General features: G+C 71.9%; 16 protein-coding genes and 1 pseudogene. 10 read left to right on the top strand and 7 right to left on the bottom strand.

The annotated features are described in order from the left end of the window. The first annotated feature begins 72 nt into the window (after nt 1–72). From recR to CG723_RS28605, 6 genes are all read left to right on the top strand, one after another. Nucleotides 73–672 (top strand): recombination mediator RecR, encoded by a 600-nt coding sequence (gene recR, locus CG723_RS28630; protein ID WP_100596382.1) that lies wholly within the window; start codon nt 73–75, stop codon nt 670–672. Next, nucleotides 665–1324, top strand: coding sequence for a DUF5063 domain-containing protein (locus CG723_RS28625; protein ID WP_100596381.1), 660 nt, complete (start codon nt 665–667; stop codon nt 1322–1324). The genes recR and CG723_RS28625 overlap by 8 nt, the downstream gene beginning before the upstream one ends. A 279-nt stretch (nt 1325–1603) precedes the next feature. After that, nucleotides 1604–2884 carry an aspartate kinase gene (locus CG723_RS28620; RefSeq protein WP_100596380.1) on the top strand — a complete coding sequence of 427 codons (1281 nt, stop codon included), beginning with the start codon at nt 1604–1606 and terminating at the stop codon, nt 2882–2884. Then, the gene (locus tag CG723_RS28615; protein ID WP_100596379.1) at nt 2884–3951 is read left to right on the top strand and encodes an aspartate-semialdehyde dehydrogenase; all 1068 of its coding nucleotides are present in this window, start codon (nt 2884–2886) and stop codon (nt 3949–3951) included. The genes CG723_RS28620 and CG723_RS28615 overlap by 1 nt, the downstream gene beginning before the upstream one ends. A 357-nt stretch (nt 3952–4308) precedes the next feature. After that, nucleotides 4309–4977 (top strand): SigE family RNA polymerase sigma factor, encoded by a 669-nt coding sequence (locus CG723_RS28610; protein ID WP_100596378.1) that lies wholly within the window; start codon nt 4309–4311, stop codon nt 4975–4977. A gap of 65 nt (nt 4978–5042) precedes the next feature. Beyond that, on the top strand, nt 5043–6140 hold the full coding sequence (locus CG723_RS28605) for a hypothetical protein (RefSeq protein WP_234374568.1): 1098 nt from the start codon (nt 5043–5045) through the stop codon (nt 6138–6140). An 85-nt stretch (nt 6141–6225) separates the two neighbouring features. On the opposite strand, the gene CG723_RS28600 is transcribed toward CG723_RS28605, so the two are convergent. The 3 genes from CG723_RS28600 to CG723_RS28590 all read right to left on the bottom strand — a co-directional run bounded on the left by CG723_RS28600 (nt 6226) and on the right by CG723_RS28590 (nt 10533). Beyond that, complete coding sequence (locus CG723_RS28600) at nt 6226–7053, bottom strand: SURF1 family protein (RefSeq protein WP_100596377.1); 828 nt, start codon at nt 7051–7053, stop codon at nt 6226–6228. Between the two features lie 124 nt (nt 7054–7177). Then, a complete protein-coding gene (locus tag CG723_RS28595; RefSeq protein WP_234374567.1) occupies nt 7178–8992 on the bottom strand; it encodes a S9 family peptidase in 1815 nt (604 codons plus the stop codon). An 86-nt stretch (nt 8993–9078) separates the two neighbouring features. Further along, nucleotides 9079–10533 carry a helix-turn-helix domain-containing protein gene (locus tag CG723_RS28590; protein WP_100596375.1) on the bottom strand — a complete coding sequence of 485 codons (1455 nt, stop codon included), beginning with the start codon at nt 10531–10533 and terminating at the stop codon, nt 9079–9081. Between the two features lie 178 nt (nt 10534–10711). Here CG723_RS28590 and CG723_RS28585 point away from each other — a divergent pair, with 178 nt between their 5' ends. Beyond that, on the top strand, nt 10712–12067 hold the full coding sequence (locus CG723_RS28585) for a M64 family metallopeptidase (protein WP_234374566.1): 1356 nt from the start codon (nt 10712–10714) through the stop codon (nt 12065–12067). 27 nt (nt 12068–12094) lie between these two features. On the opposite strand, the gene CG723_RS28580 is transcribed toward CG723_RS28585, so the two are convergent. Both CG723_RS28580 and CG723_RS28575 read right to left on the bottom strand, forming a co-directional pair. Continuing rightward, a complete protein-coding gene (locus CG723_RS28580; protein WP_100596374.1) occupies nt 12095–13033 on the bottom strand; it encodes a M56 family metallopeptidase in 939 nt (312 codons plus the stop codon). Beyond that, nucleotides 13030–13455 carry a BlaI/MecI/CopY family transcriptional regulator gene (locus CG723_RS28575; protein WP_100596373.1) on the bottom strand — a complete coding sequence of 142 codons (426 nt, stop codon included), beginning with the start codon at nt 13453–13455 and terminating at the stop codon, nt 13030–13032. Before CG723_RS28575 ends, CG723_RS28580 begins: the two co-directional genes overlap by 4 nt. Before the next feature lie 131 nt (nt 13456–13586). Between CG723_RS28575 and CG723_RS28570 the strand changes: the two genes are divergently transcribed. Beyond that, a complete protein-coding gene (locus tag CG723_RS28570; protein WP_100596372.1) occupies nt 13587–14264 on the top strand; it encodes a DedA family protein in 678 nt (225 codons plus the stop codon). Beyond that, a complete protein-coding gene (locus tag CG723_RS28565; RefSeq protein ID WP_100596371.1) occupies nt 14261–14869 on the top strand; it encodes a phosphatase PAP2 family protein in 609 nt (202 codons plus the stop codon). The genes CG723_RS28570 and CG723_RS28565 overlap by 4 nt, the downstream gene beginning before the upstream one ends. A 118-nt stretch (nt 14870–14987) precedes the next feature. On the opposite strand, the gene CG723_RS28560 is transcribed toward CG723_RS28565, so the two are convergent. Next, nucleotides 14988–16454: a flotillin family protein gene (locus CG723_RS28560; protein ID WP_100596370.1), complete on the bottom strand. Its 1467-nt coding sequence runs from the start codon at nt 16452–16454 to the stop codon at nt 14988–14990. A gap of 85 nt (nt 16455–16539) precedes the next feature. Then, complete coding sequence (locus tag CG723_RS28555; RefSeq protein WP_100596527.1) at nt 16540–17061, bottom strand: hypothetical protein; 522 nt, start codon at nt 17059–17061, stop codon at nt 16540–16542. A gap of 184 nt (nt 17062–17245) precedes the next feature. On the opposite strand from CG723_RS28555, the pseudogene CG723_RS28550 reads away from it, so the two are divergent. Then, a pseudogene (locus tag CG723_RS28550) lies at nt 17246–17668 on the top strand (PP2C family protein-serine/threonine phosphatase); the annotation flags it as partial. Nucleotides 17669–17782: the final 114 nt, after the last annotated feature.

Here is a 17782-nt window from a genome sequence, read left to right as displayed (position 1 = left end):
AACGTACGTACTACTCAGCGGCTGGCATGCTCAGCGGCACAGCACCATCAAGCAGAAGTCGGAAGGCACTCCGTGTACGAAGGCGTGGTCCAGGACCTCATCGACGAGCTCGGCAGGCTGCCGGGCGTCGGTCCCAAGAGCGCGCAGCGGATCGCCTTCCACATCCTGCAGGCGGAGCCGACGGACGTACGGCGTCTCGCGCAGGCCCTGATGGAGGTCAAGGCGAAGGTCCGCTTCTGCGCGACCTGCGGCAATGTGGCGCAGGAGGAGCTGTGCAACATCTGCCGCGACCCGCGCCGCGACCTCACGGTCATCTGCGTCGTCGAGGAGCCCAAGGACGTCGTCGCGGTCGAGCGGACCCGCGAGTTCCGGGGCAAGTACCACGTGCTCGGCGGGGCGATCAGCCCCATCGAGGGCGTCGGCCCGGACGACCTGCGGATAAGGGAACTCCTCGCCCGTCTCGCCGACGGCACGGTCACCGAGCTGATCCTGGCAACGGACCCGAACCTGGAGGGCGAGGCCACGGCGACGTACCTCGCCCGCATGATCAAGCCGATGGGCCTCAAGGTCACCCGCCTGGCCAGCGGGCTCCCGGTGGGGGGCGACCTGGAATACGCGGACGAGGTCACGCTCGGCCGCGCCTTCGAGGGGAGACGACTCCTAGATGTCTGACGCCACACTGAACGCCGTCAAGGACGATCCGGACGACTTCGCGGTCCAGATCTCGGACCAGATCGAGTCCTTCCTCGTCGCGGTCGCCGAGGTGGCGAAGGGCGACGAGCCGGACTCGGCCGTCCCCTTCCTGCTCCTCGAGCTCTCCCAGCTGCTCTTCGCGGGCGGCCGGCTCGGCGCGCACGAGGACATCGTCCCCGACGAGCGCTACGAGCCCGATCTCGGCCCCGAGCCGGACGTCGACGACCTGCGCCAGAAGCTCGCCACGATCCTGGAGCCGATCGACGTCTACTCCGAGGTCTTCGACCCGTACGAGCCCCGCAAGGCGCCGGTCGCCTGCCGGATCTCGGACGACCTGGCCGACGTCATGGCCGATCTGCGCCACGGCATGGCCCACTACCGCGCGGGCCGCACCACCGAGGCCCTGTGGTGGTGGCAGTTCTCCTACTTCTCGAACTGGGGCTCCACGGCCTCCGGCGCCCTGCGCGCGCTGCAGTCCCTGGTCGCGCACGTCCGCCTGAACCAGCCGCTGGACGACCTGGACGGCCTCGACACCGACGAGGACCTCGCCGAGGAAGCCCTCGCCGAGGCGGCGGGCAAGGTCATGGCGGAGGAGATCGCGGGCCCGCTGGGGCTCCGTACGGTGAAATGACCCCTGACCTGTGGATACGTGCCGGTGAAATGACCCGTACCCGTGGGTACTCGCCGGTGGGATGACCCGGCCGGTGAAGTGACCCACCCCACTTTTCCGGTTGCCGAGCCGGGGTGCGGGCATGCGCCTGTCCGAGCGGCCGGAGCGTGAAGCCCCACCGGGTCCCTGTGCCCGGTGATCACCTTCTGAGCGGGACATCTCAGGATGTGGTATTCCCGGGGCTGATTTCGGCCGCTCGTTAGACTGAGCCGACCGAGACAAACTGAGCGAGGAGCGCACGTGGGCCTTGTCGTGCAGAAGTACGGAGGCTCCTCCGTAGCCGATGCCGAAGGCATCAAGCGGGTCGCCAAGCGAATCGTCGACGCCAAGAAGAACGGCAACCAGGTGGTTGTCGTGGTGTCCGCGATGGGCGACACGACGGATGAGTTGATCGATCTCGCCGGGCAGGTATCCCCGATCCCTGCCGGGCGCGAATTCGACATGCTGCTGACCGCCGGAGAGCGGATCTCCATGGCCCTGCTGGCCATGGCGATCAAAAACCTGGGCCACGAGGCCCAGTCGTTCACGGGCAGTCAGGCCGGCGTCATCACCGACTCGGTCCACAACAAAGCCCGGATCATCGATGTGACCCCGGGACGGATCAGGACGGCGCTCGACGAGGGCAACATCGCCATCGTCGCCGGGTTCCAGGGCGTCAGCCAGGACAAGAAGGACATCACCACGCTCGGCCGTGGCGGGTCCGACACGACCGCCGTCGCCCTCGCCGCGGCCCTCGACGCCGAGGTGTGCGAGATCTACACGGACGTCGACGGCGTGTTCACCGCCGACCCGCGCGTCGTGAAGAAGGCGCGGAAGATCGACTGGATCTCCTTCGAGGACATGCTGGAGCTCGCCAGCTCCGGGTCCAAGGTGCTCCTCCACCGCTGTGTGGAGTACGCGCGCCGCTACAACATCCCGATCCACGTCCGCTCGTCCTTCTCGGGACTGCAGGGCACCTGGGTCAGCAACGAACCGCACTTTGATCAAGGGGACCAGAAGGTGGAGCAGGCCATCATCTCCGGTGTCGCTCACGACACCTCCGAGGCGAAGATCACCGTCGTCGGTGTCCCGGACAAGCCCGGGGAGGCCGCGAACATCTTCCGGGCCATCGCGGACTCCCAGGTCAACATCGACATGATCGTGCAGAACGTGTCCGCGGCCTCGACCGGCCTGACGGACATCTCGTTCACTCTCCCGAAGACCGAGGGCCGCAAGGCCATCGACGCCCTGGAGAAGACGAAGAGCGCGGTCGGCTTCGAGTCCCTGCGCTACGACGACCAGATCGCCAAGATCTCCCTCGTGGGCGCCGGTATGAAGACGAACCCGGGTGTCACGGCCGGGTTCTTCGAGGCGCTCAGCGACGCGGGCGTCAACATCGAGCTCATCTCGACCTCCGAGATCCGCATCTCGGTCGTCACGCGCGCCGACGATGTGACCGAGGCCGTGCGCGCCGTGCACACCGCCTTCGGCCTCGACTCGGACTCCGACGAGGCCGTGGTCTACGGAGGCACCGGCCGCTGATGGCTCAGACCGACAGGCCGACGCTCGCGGTCGTGGGAGCGACCGGGGCCGTCGGCGCGGTCATGCTCCAGATCCTTTCGCAGCACGCGGACATCTGGGGCGAGATCCGCCTGATCGCCTCCTCACGCTCGGCCGGCCGCAAGCTGGCCGTGCGCGGGGAGGAGGTCGAGGTCATGGCCCTGTGCGAAGAGGTCTTCGACGGGGTCGACGTCGCGATGTTCGACGTACCCGACGAGATCTCCGCGCAGTGGGCGCCCGTCGCCGCCTCCAAGGGGGCGGTCGTCGTGGACAACTCGGCCGCCTTCCGCATGGACCCGGACGTGCCGCTCGTCGTGCCCGAGGTCAATCCGCACGCCGCGCGCGTGCGGCCGCGCGGCATCGTCGCCAACCCCAACTGCACGACCCTCTCGATGATCGTCGCCGTCGGAGCGCTGCACGCCGAGTTCGGGCTGCGTGAGCTGGTCGTCTCCAGCTACCAGGCCGTCAGCGGGGCCGGCCGCGCCGGCATCGACACCCTGCGCCAGCAGATGTCGCTCGTGGCCGGTACGGAGCTCGGGACCCACCCCGGCGACGTACGCCGTGCGGTCGGCGACAACACCGGCCCCTTCCTCGAGCCCGTGGCGCTCAACGTCGTGCCGTGGGCCGGGTCCCTGCGCGAGGACGGCTGGTCCTCCGAGGAGATGAAGGTGCGGGACGAGTCCCGCAAGATCCTCGGCCTGCCGGACCTCAAGGTCGCGGTGACGTGCGTACGCGTCCCCGTCGTCACCACGCACTCCCTGACCGTCCACGCCCGCTTCCAGAGCGAGGTCACGGTCGACAAGGCACGCGAGATCCTCGCGACCGCGCCCGGTGTCGTGCTCTTCGACAACCCGGCCGCCGGTGAGTTCCCCACGCCCGCCGATGTGGTGGGCACCGACCCGACCTGGGTGGGCCGTGTCCGGCGCTCCCTCGACGACCCGGCCGGGCTCGAATTCTTCGTGTGCGGGGACAATCTGCGCAAGGGCGCGGCCCTGAACACCGCGCAGATCGCCGAGCTGGTGGCCCAGGAGTTCCCGCCCGCCGCGTGAGTTCGGCCTCTTCACCGTCCGGAAGCCGGACTTGGTGTTCTTTTATCCGGCGCGCTTTATAAGATCTGTGAAGGACCTGTGGGCGATCGGTGGTCTTAACCACTTGAACGCGACGGTCCGCGCGTCCGAAGATTCGTCGAAGATCCCTCCCCGTTCCGTGCAACCGCGCACGGGACGGGGAGCGTCTTTGCGATCGCCTTTCGGGGGCGCCGGGCCTAGGGGCGCCAGGGGAAACTGGGGCATAGGGGAAGAGCGGGTACGCATGAGGGCACTTGACGCAGCGTCATGGATGATGCCTGCCGCAAACAGGACGCCTGTCGCGTACAACCCTGACGGGGGGAAGCGTGTCCAACAGGCGTGGCAGAGGTACTCGATTTCACAGCGGTTCAGGCGAGGGGCGCGGCCCTTCGCCCGCCCCGGCGTCCCCGGATGTCCGGTTCGTCCGGCGGCATGCCGGTGATCGCCCCCATGCCAGCAGCGCGGCCTGCCCGCATACCCACTCAGCGCGAAGGCGCTGAGGAGACGATGGCAGCAGGCACCACGGTCGACCATCTCACCGAGACCTACCGCGCCCACTACCGGTCGCTTCTCGGTCTCGCGGCCCTGCTCCTGGACGACACGGCCTCGTGCGAGGACGTCGTGCAGGAGGCGTTCATCAGGGTCCACTCCGCGCGCAAGAGAGTGCGCGACCCCGAGAAGACGCTCGCGTATCTGCGGCAGACGGTCGTGAACCTCTCGCGCTCCGCCCTGCGCCGCCGCATCCTCGGCCTGAAGCTTCTGACGAAGCCGATGCCCGACATGGCGAGCGCGGAGGAGGGCGCGTACGACCTCCTTGAGCGCGACGCGCTGAAGAAGGCGCTGCGCGGGCTGCAGCGCCGCCAGCGCGAGGTCCTCGTCATGCGCTACTTCGCGGACATGACCGAGGCGCAGGTGGCGGAGGCTCTGGGCATCTCCCTCGGATCCGTGAAGGCGTACGGATCCCGGGGCATAGCGGCGCTGCGCGTCGCCATGGAGGCCCCCGCATGAGCAGCGACAAGCACCGCAATGATCGGGATGAGCAGAACAGTCATGTGGGATCCGGGGATGGAACTGTGAATCACGGCCCCGGCCAGGACGACGGCCTCTTCGGCGGTCCCGAGGATCCCTTCGGCCGCCCGGACTCCGCGGGCGGCGCGGACTCCGTCGACCCGCTGGACTCCCTCGGCAGTGACGAGCTGGCGCTGCGGCGCCTGTTGCACGAGGCCGTGGAGGAGATCGAGCCGACGAACGGGACGCTCGAACATCTGCGCCGCGCAGTGCCCGCCCGGCGGGCCCGTAAGCGGCAGGCCGTCGTCGGTATGGCGGCCGCGGCCCTGTTCATCGGCACGGCGATCCCCGCGCTCGTCCATGTGGCGGGCCAGAGCGGGTCGAACGACCGGCCGTCCATCGCCGGCAACAGCGAGGCAACGCGCGGCGGTACGGGTTCCGGGAAGGGGCCCGACGGCGGCGAGAGCGGCACGGGGAGCCCTTCGGGCAAGTCCAAGTCCAAGGACAAGGACGGCAAGAAGGACAAGCCCGGTGACAAGGGCAAGGGTGCGGGCGGTGGTGCCACCGGCGGCCCTGATCCCGCGAGCACGGCGGCCGCGAGTTCCCCGGTCTGCGGGGCGGCCGACCTCGGCGGTGCCCCGGCGAACGTCGGCGCGGCCGACGCGGGTGGCAGGGTCTACGGTTCCTTCCGCGTCACGAACATCTCCCAGGCGAACTGCTCCGTGGACGCCCCCGGCACCGTCTCCGTCATGGCCCAGGGCGCGGCCGACCCGGCCAAGGTCAACGTCGTCGACCACACGGCGGGCGACGCCGCGACCGGGCTGCCCGACCCGTCGACGGAGCCCAGCCAGCTGATCCTCGAACCGGGCATGTCGTACGAGGTCCGCTTCGCATGGGTCCCGTCCGCGGAGTGCCCGACCACGGGAGGCGGTGGCGACCCGTCGCCCAGCCCGACCCCGTCCGGCGGCACCACGGGCGACGCGACGGGCTCGAACCCGGACCAGAGCGGCCTGTCCACGCAGCTGGTGGCCGAAGGCCCCACGGCCGACGGCAGCGTAGCGGTCTCCCACACAGCGGAAGGGGGCACGCCCTCCTCCAGCGCGACCATCCCCAACGCGTGCTCGGGAACGGTGTACCGCACGGGGATTCTGCCGGCGTCCTAGGGAGAGCGGCGGGGCGAAACCCGGCCTCGCCGGGGCGCCTCGCACTCGCCCTCGCCCTCGCGGCGGAGGTGCCGGAGGTGCCGGATTAGCCTCGGGCCGCTTCGGGGCTCGCGGGCTCCGGGGAGTCTGCCGCGTCCGAAGCGTCATCCGATTCCGTGAGCCCCAGGGCAGCGTCCCGCGCGAACTCCGCCTCGCGGCGCAGCAGGCGGAACCACATGAAGACCACGAAGCCCGCGAAGACGAACCACTCGCCGGTGTAGCCCAGGTTCTGGAACGCCTTCAGGTCGAGGCCACTGCCCTGCGGCGCCGTCGCCGGTACCGCCGTCATCCCCGAGTCCGCCCTGTCGAGCGTGACCCACGCGTCGTAGACGTCGTACGGGACGAGGTTCACCAGGGACGCCGCGCTGATCGCGCCGAGCTGCCCGGCCGGCAGGCCCCCCGCGGCGGGCGCCCCGCCCGAGCCGGGGCTCTCGGAGGCCTGGAGCGCACCGGTGACGGTGACCTCGCCCCGGGGCGCGGCGGGAGCCTTCGCGGCACTCGCCGCACCGGGCACCCAGCCGCGTACGACGGGCAGGGCCCGACCGGCGCCCCCCTCCGTGCGCAGCAGCGTCACCACGTAGAAGCCGGTCCTGCCGTCGAGTTCACGGTCGGGGACCAGGAACTGCTTGCCGTAGTGCCCGGTCGCGGTGGCCCGCTTGCCGGACGTCTTCTGGTCCACGGGCAGCAGGGAGTCGAGCGGCCGGGGCGCGGCCTTCTCGTTCGCCGTCGACTGCGCCGAGGCGTCCTTGTGGCCCTGCACCCGGTCCTCGAAGCGGCCGAGCTGCCAGGAGCCCATGAAGACGCAGAAGGGGATGGCGAGCACGACGAACAGGTTGATCCCCCACCACCGGGGGGTCAGCAGGAACCGGTACACCCTCCCCACGGTACGGCTCCCGCGCGGGGACCCGGGCCGCGGGGTGGGCCCGGCCCTCAGGACCACCCACCCCGGGACCCGTGGCCTCGCGTCCCCGTGCCCGCCCCGCGCGAGAGCGTCGCCGTCAGGTCAGATGGCGCGTCGCGAAGTCCAGCTCCAGCCGCACCTGCTTGATCCGCTCCTCCACGACGAGCGAACCGTGCCCCGCGTCGTACCGGTACACCTCGTGCGTCGCGCCGCGTGCCGCGAGCCGGTCCACATAGTTGTCGATCTGGCGGATCGGGCACCGCGGGTCGTTGACCCCTGCCGAGATGTAGACCGGGGCCTTCACCTCGTCCACGTACGTCAGCGGGGACGAGGCGGTGAAGCGGTCGGGGACCTCTTCAGGGGTGCCGCCGAACAGCGTGCGGTCCAGCGCCTTGAGGGCCTCCATCTCGTCGTGGTACGCCGTGACGTAGTCCGCGACGGGCACGGCCGCGAGGCCCACCGCCCAGACGTCCGGCTGGGTGCCGACGCCGAGGAGCGTGAGGTATCCGCCCCACGAGCCGCCCGCGAGGACGAGCCGGTCCGGGTCGGCGAGCCCGGACGACACGGCCCACTCGCGGACCGCCGAGACGTCCTCCAGCTCGATGAGGCCGACGCGGTGCTTGAGCGCGTCCGTCCACTCGCGCCCGTATCCGGTCGAGCCCCGGTAGTTGACCCGGACCACCGCGTACCCGTGGTCCACCCAGGCCGCGGGTCCGGCCGCGAACGAGTCGCTGTCGTGCCACGTCGGCCCCCCGTGCACCTCGAACACGGTGGGCAGCGGCCCCGTCGTCCCCGCCGGCTTCTGTACGAGGGCGTGGATGCGGCCGCCGGGCCCCTCGACCCACACGTCCTCCACCGGCACCGACCCCGGGGCCTTGAGCCCGGGCGGATCGAGGACCACGCCGCCCGACGTGGACCGGACGACCGACGGCTCCGCCGCCGAGGACCACAGGTACTCCACGCTGCCGTCGGGCCGCGCCGTCGCCCCCGACACCGTGCCCGGCGGCGTCTCGACGCGGGTCAGCGCGCCCGAGCCGACCTCGTACCGCCACAGGTCGCTGCGGGCCTCGAAGCTGTGCGCGACCAGGAGGGCGGAGCCGTCCGGATACCACTCCGCGGAGACGTCACCGGGCAGGTCGAGGGCGAGATCGGTCTCCTCGCCCGACGCCACGTCCCACACCATCGGCTCCCAGCGTCCGCGCCGCTGATGCCCCACGAGAAGCCGGTTGTCCCCGTCGACCGGAGCGAAGCCGAGGACCTCCAGGCCCAGCTCCTGCGCGCCGCCCTTGGTGTCGTCGAGCTCGGCGACCGTCGTCCCGTCGGGTCGCACCACACGCAGCGCCGAGTGCATGGCGTCCCCGTGCTCCGTGTGCTCGATCGCGATGAGGGTGCCGTCGTGCGAGAGGTCACCGACGCCGGCCGACTCGCGGTGACGGTAGATCTCCTGGGGCGCGCCGCCGTCGCGGACGACATGGATCGTCGTGCCGTCCTCGTCCGTGGAGCGGCCCACGACCGCCGTCGAACCGTCCCTCCCGATGGCCAGGCCCGCCGGGTACGAGGCTTCGAGCCCGTCCACCGCGGGGACGTCGTCGCCCCCGCCGAAGGGCTGGCGCAGCCACACCCCGAACTCGTCGCCGTCCTTGTCGCTGAACCACCAGATCCACTCGCCGTCGGGGGACAGGACGCCGTCCGTCGTCCCGTTCGGCCGGTCCGTCGCTCTGCGCTGCTCGCCCGTCGCCCGGTCCCACGCGTACAGCTCGTACGTCCCCGTCGCGTTCGACACGAACAGGGAGCGGTCCGGCGCGTCCTCCGCCCAGTCGGGCAGGGATACCCGCGGCGCACGGAAGCGCTTCTCCCAGTCCGGCATGGATCCGCCGCCCGCCCCCCGAGGGGCCCCGTTGCTCTCAGTCATGGCCCCATAGTGCCTCCACCGGCCGACAATCCGCCGGCGAGGTTCCCCAGCCTGTGGATAACTCCGACCTGTGGATGGCTTCCCGGTCACACGGGCGGCTCGGCGGGGGCCGGGCCGAGGGTGGTGGTGCCGGGCGCGGCGCGGTGTCCGAGGCCCGTGCGGTACGTGTCGAGGGCGGCGTCGATACGGCCCGTGCGGCGGTACAGGTCGCCGAGCAGGCGGCACAGGTCGGCCAGGTCGCCCGCCGCGCCCGCGCGTTCGAGCAGGCTCAGTGCGGTGACGTAGTGCTCCTCCGCGGCCTCGGCCGCCGCCGTGTCCTCCGGGTCGCCCGAGGCCCCCGACTCCTCGGCGATGATGCCGAGCAGCCGGTGCGCGCCCGCCGCGTGGACGGCGCCGCGCTCCGGATTCAGGTCGCCGAGCAGGGCCCGCAGCAGCGCGGCCGCCTCGTCGCTGCTGCCCCTGCGGCGCAGTACGTCGGCCAGCTCCACCTCGACCTGCGTCGTGTAGAGCACCGCCCGCTTGGCCGACAGCATGTCGCGCGCGGTTCTCAACTCCCGTTCCGCGTCGGCGAGTCGGCCGTCCTGAGCGTGCACATAGCCACGCATCCAGTGGCAGTGCGCGAGTTCGGTGCGGATCTGGAGCCGCTGGTACAGCTCGGCGGCCTTGCTCAGGGAGGCGTCGGCCTCCGCGGCGCGGCCCTCGGCGAGGAGCGTACGGGCCACCGAGCGGTGCATCTTGGCGACGAGTACCGGGTCCCCGGCCTGCGGGGCCAGCGAGAGCGCCAGCTCGGCGGCCTGCGCGGCGCGCGCGTGGGCGCCCATGTCCATGTACGGGGCGATGGTCGCGGTGTAGAGCAGCAGCAGGGCGTCCGGGTCGTGCAGGCCGCTGGTGTTCAGCTCGTCGAGCGCGGACTCCAGGAGGTAGCACGCGTACCGCAGCTCTCCGGAGAGGTAGTGCGCGAGGGCACGCGCGCGCACGACGGGGGCGCGCTGGGGCAGTGGTGCGCCTACTGCTACGAGCAGCGCTTCGGCGGCCTCGAAGTGCCGGTGGGCGTCGGGGAGTTCGCCGGTCTCCAGGGCGCACTCGCCGAGGCCGAGTTCGGCGGCGGCCTGTTCGGCGGTGAGGCCGTGCCGCTCGGCCTCGGCACGCAGCTTCTCGTAGAGGACGGCGGCCTCCTCGGCGGCGCCCGTGATGAGCCCGCGCTGGGCCTCGGTCAGGCGCAGGCGCAGCCGGGTGGCGAGGTGGGCGGGCTGCCCCGTCGTGAGCTCCTCGTAGGTCACTCCGAGGCGCTCGGCGACATGCCGCAGGGCGGCGTCGGAGGGGCGGACGCGGCCCGCTTCCAGGGTGGAGATGTAGGCGGGCGTGTAGACGGGCTCGGCGACCTGGCGCTGGGTCAACCCGCGTTCCGTACGCAGACGCAGGACGCGGCGGCCGATGGGTTCGTCGGCAGGTTCGGCGGGCTCGGCGTCCGGTACGAGGCCGGGTTCCCCCTCCGGTATGGAGCCGGGGCCGCCCGCCTCCGGGGTGCTGTCGTGCGTCATCGTGCGGCGCGCCGCCCTTCCTGTCCCGCTCCGTGGTTCCGCACCCGCAACTGTTCTTCGCCGCAGGGCACTTGAGTCTTACCCCTTGTCAGCCGTCACGCCACCCCCTAGGTTGATCGACCGATTAAGTCTGATTAACCCAGCACTTATGTCTCCTACTTGAGTACCCGAGGTCCTCGTGCCGATACCCAAGTCCCCGCGCCGTCCCCTGCCTGCCGCGCTCCTCGCCGGTGTACTCGCGGCCGCAGCCCTCGGTGGTGCGGGCCTCGCCGGTCACGCCGACGCCGCCGAAGCCGCGGGCGGGTCCGACACGGGGACCCGTACGGTCGAGTACTTCGCCGACTCCCACGGAGGGGGCCGGCACGTCCAGGTCCCCGCCGCCGTACCGGCGGAGATCCGCAGGGACAAGCGCGCGCCCGCGACGGCCGCCCCGGACGGCGAGGTCACCGCGCTGCAGAAGACGGGCCCCTCCGAGGGCCGCCTCGACCTCGTGATCATGGGCGACGGCTACACGGCGGACCAGCAGGAGGACTTCAGGCAGGACGCCGAGTCCAAGCTCGCCTCGATCTTCGCGATCGAGCCGTACAAGAGCTACAAGGGCCTCTTCAACTTCTGGCTCGTCAACGCGGTCTCGAACGAATCGGGTGTCTCCGGGGACCCCACCCAGGACGTCGTCAAGGACACCGCGCTCAGTAGTTACTTCTTCTGCGACGACGTCGAGCGGCTGCTGTGCATCGACGAGAAAAAGGTCGACTCGTACGCACAGCAGGCCCCGGACTCCGACATCGTCTTCGTCGTCTCGAACGCCACGAAGTACGGCGGCGCCGGTTACAGCGGCGTCCAGTCGACGGCCGGGCACACCGGCATCGCCACGATGTCCTCCGACAACGACCGCTCGTACCTGATCGGCGCCCACGAACTGGGCCACTCCATAGGCCTGCTGGCCGACGAGTACCAGTACGACGGCTACGGCAGGTACCCCGGCGCGGAGCCCGTCGAGCCCAACACCAGCATCCAGACGGCGGACGGCATGTCCGGCGCCAAGGCCAAGTGGTACCGCTGGCTCGGCGAGAGCGACCCGGCGGGCGGGACCGTGGGCACGTACGAGGGCGGCGGCTACTACGAGTACGGGATCTACCGCCCCACCCAGAACTCGATCATGCGCGCCCTGGACACCGAGCAGTTCAACCTCGTCGGCCGCGAGGCGATGATCGCCGGCTTCTACCGCGACGCCGACGTGCTCACGGCCCGCACCCCCACCGCCCGCACCCTGCGCCCCCAGGACCACATCCGCGTGGACCTCGCGCCGCTCGCCAAGGGCCTGTCCGACGTGCGCGTGCACTGGTACGTCGACGGGGTCGAGGTGCGCCGCGCCGCCGCCGAGCACACCGTCACCGGCAAGGAGCTCGGCGCGCGCAAGGGCACGCACACCATCACCGCGACCGCCGTCGACAGCAGTGCGTCGCTGCGGGACCCGGCGGCGATCCGGGCGGCGTCCAACAGCGTCAGCTGGACGGTGAAGACGGGTAAGTGACGGGCCACGCGCGCGAGGAGGCCGGGTTCAGCGGCCGGTCTCTCCCTGGGCGACCTCCACGCCCGCGTGCAGGTCGTGAGCCGCGTCGGCGACCGCGCCGGCCGAGAGCGCCGCGCACACCAGGAGCGCGCCGGCCAGCGCGCGCCGCAGCGCCTTGCGCGGGCGGGCCGCCGTGGCGCTCGTGGTCAGCAGGGCGGTGACGCGCCGCGGCACCGGGCCCGCCGTGACGGCGAGCGCCGTGCGGGGCCGTGATCCGGCCCCCGGGAAGCGGGCCGCGGCGAGGGCGGCCCGGCCGATCGCGCGTGCGGTGAGCGCCCGGTCGCCCGTCGCGGTGGCGGCGGACTCGTCCGCCCAGCGCTCAAGCGCGTAGGCAAGGGGTTCGCGCAGACCGCGCAGCATCGGGTGCAGGGTGACGGCCAGTTCGGCCGCCGCGAGGAACAGGTGGTGGCGGCCCGCGAGGTGGGCGCGCTCGTGCGCGAAGAGCACCTCGCGCTCCCGCGCGTCGAGGGACCGCAGCATCCCCGTCGTCACGACGATCCGGCCGGGGCGGCCCGGAAGGGCGTAGGCGTACGGGAGTTCGTCCGGCCGCACGGAGAGTTCGTCGGTGCCGGCGGACCCGGCGCGGGCCGCCCGCATCTCGCGCCGCTGCCGCAGCCCTGTACGGACCAGCGCGAACGCGCCCGCAGCCAACGCGAGCGCGGCGAGGACCGACGCGGGGACGAGCACCGGGGAGCCGTCGCCGAGGAGGGGTGGCGACAGACGCCCGAGGGCGGCCACGGGAGGCAGCCGCAGCGCCCCGGCGGAGGCGAGGAGTCCGAGCGAGGCCGTGCTGGACCCGGCGAGGACGACGGAGAAGCCCGCCAGCGTCCACGCCGCCGCGCGGGGCGGCAGCCACTCGGCGGCGCGCCGCGCGGCGGGCACGGCGAGCAGCGGCATGAGCAGCGGGATCCAGACGGCGAAGATCATCGGCCGGTACCTCCGGTGTCGCCGCGCCCTGTGCCGCCCTCGGTACCGCTGTCGCTTCCGCCGTCGCCGTCGAGCAGCGCGCGCAGCATCTGCTCGTCCTCGCTGCTCAGCGCGGAGACGAAACGGGCCAGCACCGTGCCGCGGTCCTCGTCCTTGTCGAGTTCGGCGTGCATACGGCGGGCCGTGAGCCCGTGCGCGTCCTGCGCGGGCCGGTACGCGTAGCCGCGGCCCGCCCGGTCCCGGGTGACCGTCCCCTTGCCGTAGAGCCGGGTCAGGATCGTGGTCACGGTGGTGCGGGCCAGGCCGTCGGCGAGCGCCCGCTGCACCTCGCCGGGTGTGAGCGGCGTCTCGGCGGCCCAGAGCGCGGCGAGGACGCTCGCCTCCAGCTCGCCCGCGGGACGCCGTTCCTGCTCCTCGGCCATGGGAACGATCCTCCGCTCTTCTTCGTCTACAGTTGAGTAGACCGTCTACACGACTGTAGTCGTGCGGTCGGCGCGCCGGCTCGCGGCCGCCGTTCAGCCCATTATGAGACGACTGAGAGAGGAGCGGCCCCATGGCCGTAGACCCCCTCGCCGCCGCCCAAGCGGTGAACGTGCTGGACGCGGGTTCTCTCCTGTCCGCCTTCGGCGCCCTCGGCGTGGCCGTCGTCCTGTTCGCGGAGACCGGACTGCTCGTCGGATTCTTCCTGCCGGGCGACTCGCTGCTCTTCACGGCCGGCCTGCTGTGCGCGGGCGGCTCGCACGGGCCCGTCCATCTCTCGCTGCCGCAGGTCCTGGCCGCCGCCGTCGTGGGCGCGCTGGTCGGTGCGCAGGCCGGGTACTGGATCGGGCGGCGCGGCGGCCGCGCGCTCCTCGCCCGCAGCAGAGCCAAGCGGCTGCACGAGGGGGCGGCCCGCGCCGAGGAGCTCCTCGATCGGTACGGGCACGCCAAGGCGATCGTCCTGGCCCGCTTCGTCCCCGTCGTCCGTACGGTGCTCAATCCGCTGGCCGGAGCGCTCGGGGTGCCGGCGCGGGTCTTCACGGTGTGGCAGGTCGTCGGCGGCCTCGTCTGGACGGTCGGCCTGGTCCTCGCGGGCTACGGACTCGGCTCGTCGGTGCCGAACGTCGACCGGTACCTCCTGCCGATCGTCGCCCTCGTCGTCATCGTCTCCCTGATCCCGCTGGCCCTGGAGGTGTGGCGCTCCCGCGCCCGGTCACGTGATCGCCGCGCCGCGGAGGAGGGCACTTCATGAGCGCACCCCTCGCCTTCAGTGGCGCGTCGGTGGACGGCGGTCTCTACACGTGGGTGACCGAGCTGGCGCACAGCACTCCGCACGCGGTGAACGCCGTCGTGTCCGCCTGGTCGGACTACGGGCTCGCGCTTTTCGCCGTACTCATGATCGCGGCGTGGTGGCGTGCGAGAGGCGAGGGCGGCGTCCTGATGGCCCGGGTCCTCGCGTCCCCGGTCATCGTCGTGGTCGCCTATGCGGCGAATTCCGTATTCAAGTCGGTCGTCGACGAACAGCGCCCGTGCCGCACGCTCCACACGGTCACCGTGGAGGTGTGCCCGGCACTCGGGGACTGGTCGTTCCCCAGCAACCACGCGGTGATCGCCGCCGCGGCGGCCGTCACGCTGCTGCTCGCCGACCGCCGCATCGGCCTGATCGCGGTCCCGGCGGCGGTCCTCATGGGCGCCTCCCGGGTGTGGATCGGCGCGCACTACCCGCACGACGTCGCGGTGGGCCTGGCCATAGGCGCCACCCTGGCCCTCCTGCTCACCCCGCTCGCGACCCGGGCCGTCCCACTGGTGGACCGCCTGAGCACGACGCGTCTACGGCCACTGGTGTCCACGCACTGACGGGGCGGCGCCGGTCACGGCAACAGGGCGGGGCCCTGCCCGTAGACCGGCCCGGGACCGGAATCCCGAGGACCTGAATACGGCGGACGCCGCCCTGCCGAAGCCGCTGCCTGGGAAGTTACTCCCCGGCGACCTCGATCCGCCCGTTGCTGTCCGCGGCGGAAGCGGATCCGGCCGCGGGCGCAGGCACCTGCCCCTTGGCCGCAGCTCCCGAACCCGATCCCGAAGTAAGCCCCTTGAGGAGCGACGCCAGGTCGACTCCCGTGGTGGAGCTGAGGAGTTCGACCCCCTGCGCGACGTTGTCGGCGACCGTGCGCGACAGCTGGCTCGCGCCGTCCGTCGAGATCACCGTCATCTTGTCCACGGCGCTCAGCGGCTCGGACGCCTTCGCGACGACGCTCGGCAGCACCTCGACGACCATCTGGAGCACCGCGGCGTCGCCGTACCGCGCGAACGCGTCGGCCTTCTTGTGCATGGCCTCCGCCTCGGCGGCACCCTTCGCGCCGATCGCGGCCGCCTCGGCCTCACCCTCCAGGCGGACGGCGTCGGCGAGCGCCGCACGGTGCGCCTTCTCGCCCTCACCGGTCAGCCGCGACCGCTCGGCGTCGGCCTCGGCCTGCTTGACCAGACCGATACGGCGGGCCTCCGCCTCCTGCTCGGCCTGGTAGCGCGCGGCGTCGGCGGGCTTACGGACCTGGGTGTCCAGCTCGCGGTCGGTCAGGGCCGCTTGGCGCTGGGCGACCTTCTCCTGCTCGGCGAGCACCTCCTGCTGGCGCGCGGCCTCGGCCAGCGGACCGGCGGCCCCGGCACGCGCCGCGGCCTCGTCGGTCTCGGCCTTGATCTCGGCCTGCTTCAGGTAGAAGGTCCGCTGCGCGATCGCGATCTCCTCCTCCGCCTTCAGACGGGCCTGCTCGGCGGCGCGGCGCGCGACCGCCTCGGCGATGTCGGCCTCCTGCTTGGCGCGGGCGGCCTCGGGCCGGCCGAGGTCCTCCAGGTACGAGCCCTCGGTGGTGATGTCCTGGATCTGGAACGCGTCGAGGACGAGGCCCTGCCCGGAGAGGCTGGCCTCGGCCTCCTCGGCGACCTGCCCGGCGAACGCGGCCCGGTCCCGGATGATGTCCTCGACCGACATCCGGCCGACGATGGAGCGCAGGGCGCCCGAGAGCACCTCCTGCGTGAAGCCGACGATGCCGCCCTGCTGGGCGAGGAAGCGCTGGGCCGCGGCCCGGATCGAGTCCTCGGTGCCGCCGACCTTGACGATGGCGACGCCCTCGAGGTTGGCCTTCACGCCGCGCAGCGTGACCGCGCCGCGCACGGCGATCGGAATGTGCCGCGACGACAGGTCGAGGGTGAACTTCTGCTGGACGAACGGGACGACGAAGACGCCGCCGCCGACCACGACCTTCTGGCCGCTGTTGTCGGTGAACACCCGGCCGGTCTCCGGGTCGGTGGCCTGCTTGCCGCGCCGCCCGGTGACGATGAACGCCTCGCTGGGCCCCGCCACCTTGTACCGGGTCACGACGACGAGCGCGAGCAGCACGACGAGTACGACGACTCCGATGACGGAGATGAGCACTGGACTCATGGTGATTCCCCCCTCCTGCCCCCTGGGGGACGGTGGATCGATTACGTATGTATGGCCACGGCTCGTATGGCCCCGGCGGAGCCGCTCAGCGCTGGACGGGCCGCACGGCGACCGACGTGGGCGAGAGGGACTCCTCGACCCAGATCTCGCTGCCCCGCGCCACGGCCGTCGCCCCGGCGCTCTTCGCCGCGAGCTTCACCGGCTGGCCGGCGAGCCGCAGCAGCACCTCGCCGTAGCCGTCGGCCGGGATCGCCGTGACGACGGAACCCGCCGTGCCGACGAGGTCGTCGCCGCGCGGGGCGGATCCGTCCTGATCGCGCATCAGGGCCCGACTCAGCCGCCAGGTCAGCCACCCGGCCGCGACCCCCGCGCCGGCCCCCACGGCGGTGGCGGGCCCGGCCCCGAGGCCGGTGGTGCCGAGCACGAGCGCACCGCCGAAGCCGAGCATCGAGACGAACCCGGCGACGACCGGCAGCGAGAGCAGCCCGTCGAAGAGCCCGTCGAGGAACCCGGCGCCGCCGAAGAGCCCTTCGAGCACGCCGTCGAAGACGAGGGCGAGCACCAGCAGCACGAGCCCCGCGATACCGAGCCCCAGAAAAACCGTCACCGCATCCCCCTTCCGGCCGTACCCGTACCGGCCGCCCCCTTCGGTGATGGCCACATCCTCGCACCACGAACGGCGTTCGCACATTGCCATGTCCCGGCAATCTTTACTGTTCATTGATGCCGGGTTTTACCGCCCTTTGCGAGTCCGTTACGGGAACTTTCGCCACTCCACCGGCCGTTGGTCGGGTGGCGGCAGCGAGGTCACGTTCCTCAACTTCGGGCACCCGGCCCCCATGCTCGTACGCCCCGACGGCTCGGCCCACTTCCCGCGCCCGCCGCAGTACGCGCTGCCGCTCGGCCTCGGCGTGCACGGAGCGGAGGGGCCCGAGCCGTACACCGTCGGGTTCGAGCCCGGCGACCAGATCCTCCTGTACACCGACGGCGTCACGGAGGCGCGGGACCGGGCGGGAGACTTCTACCCGCTCGGCGACCGCGCCTCGCTCCTCAAGGACCCCGACCCGGAGGCCGCCCTCAGGGAGCTGCGCGCCGACCTGGTCCACCACGCGGCGGGCCCCCTGCACGACGACGCGGCGATGCTCCTCCTGCGCCACCGCCACGAAGAGCCGCCCGGCACCGTGCCACCATTCGTGCCCTCCGCGCCGCAATAATTCGCGCCACGAATTGCCGACGGTTTTCCGCACAGGCGGCCGTGCGCAACGGAACTGGGCCGCCCTATTCCGCCGGAATCCCCATAAATCGGGGTCCGTCGGATGAATGTCGTT

This window comes from Streptomyces sp. CB01635, from assembly GCF_002803065.1.
Taxonomy (GTDB): domain Bacteria; phylum Actinomycetota; class Actinomycetes; order Streptomycetales; family Streptomycetaceae; genus Streptomyces.
The sequence above is the reverse complement of the archived record's forward strand: the minus strand, read 5'-3'. Positions and strand labels throughout refer to the sequence as shown.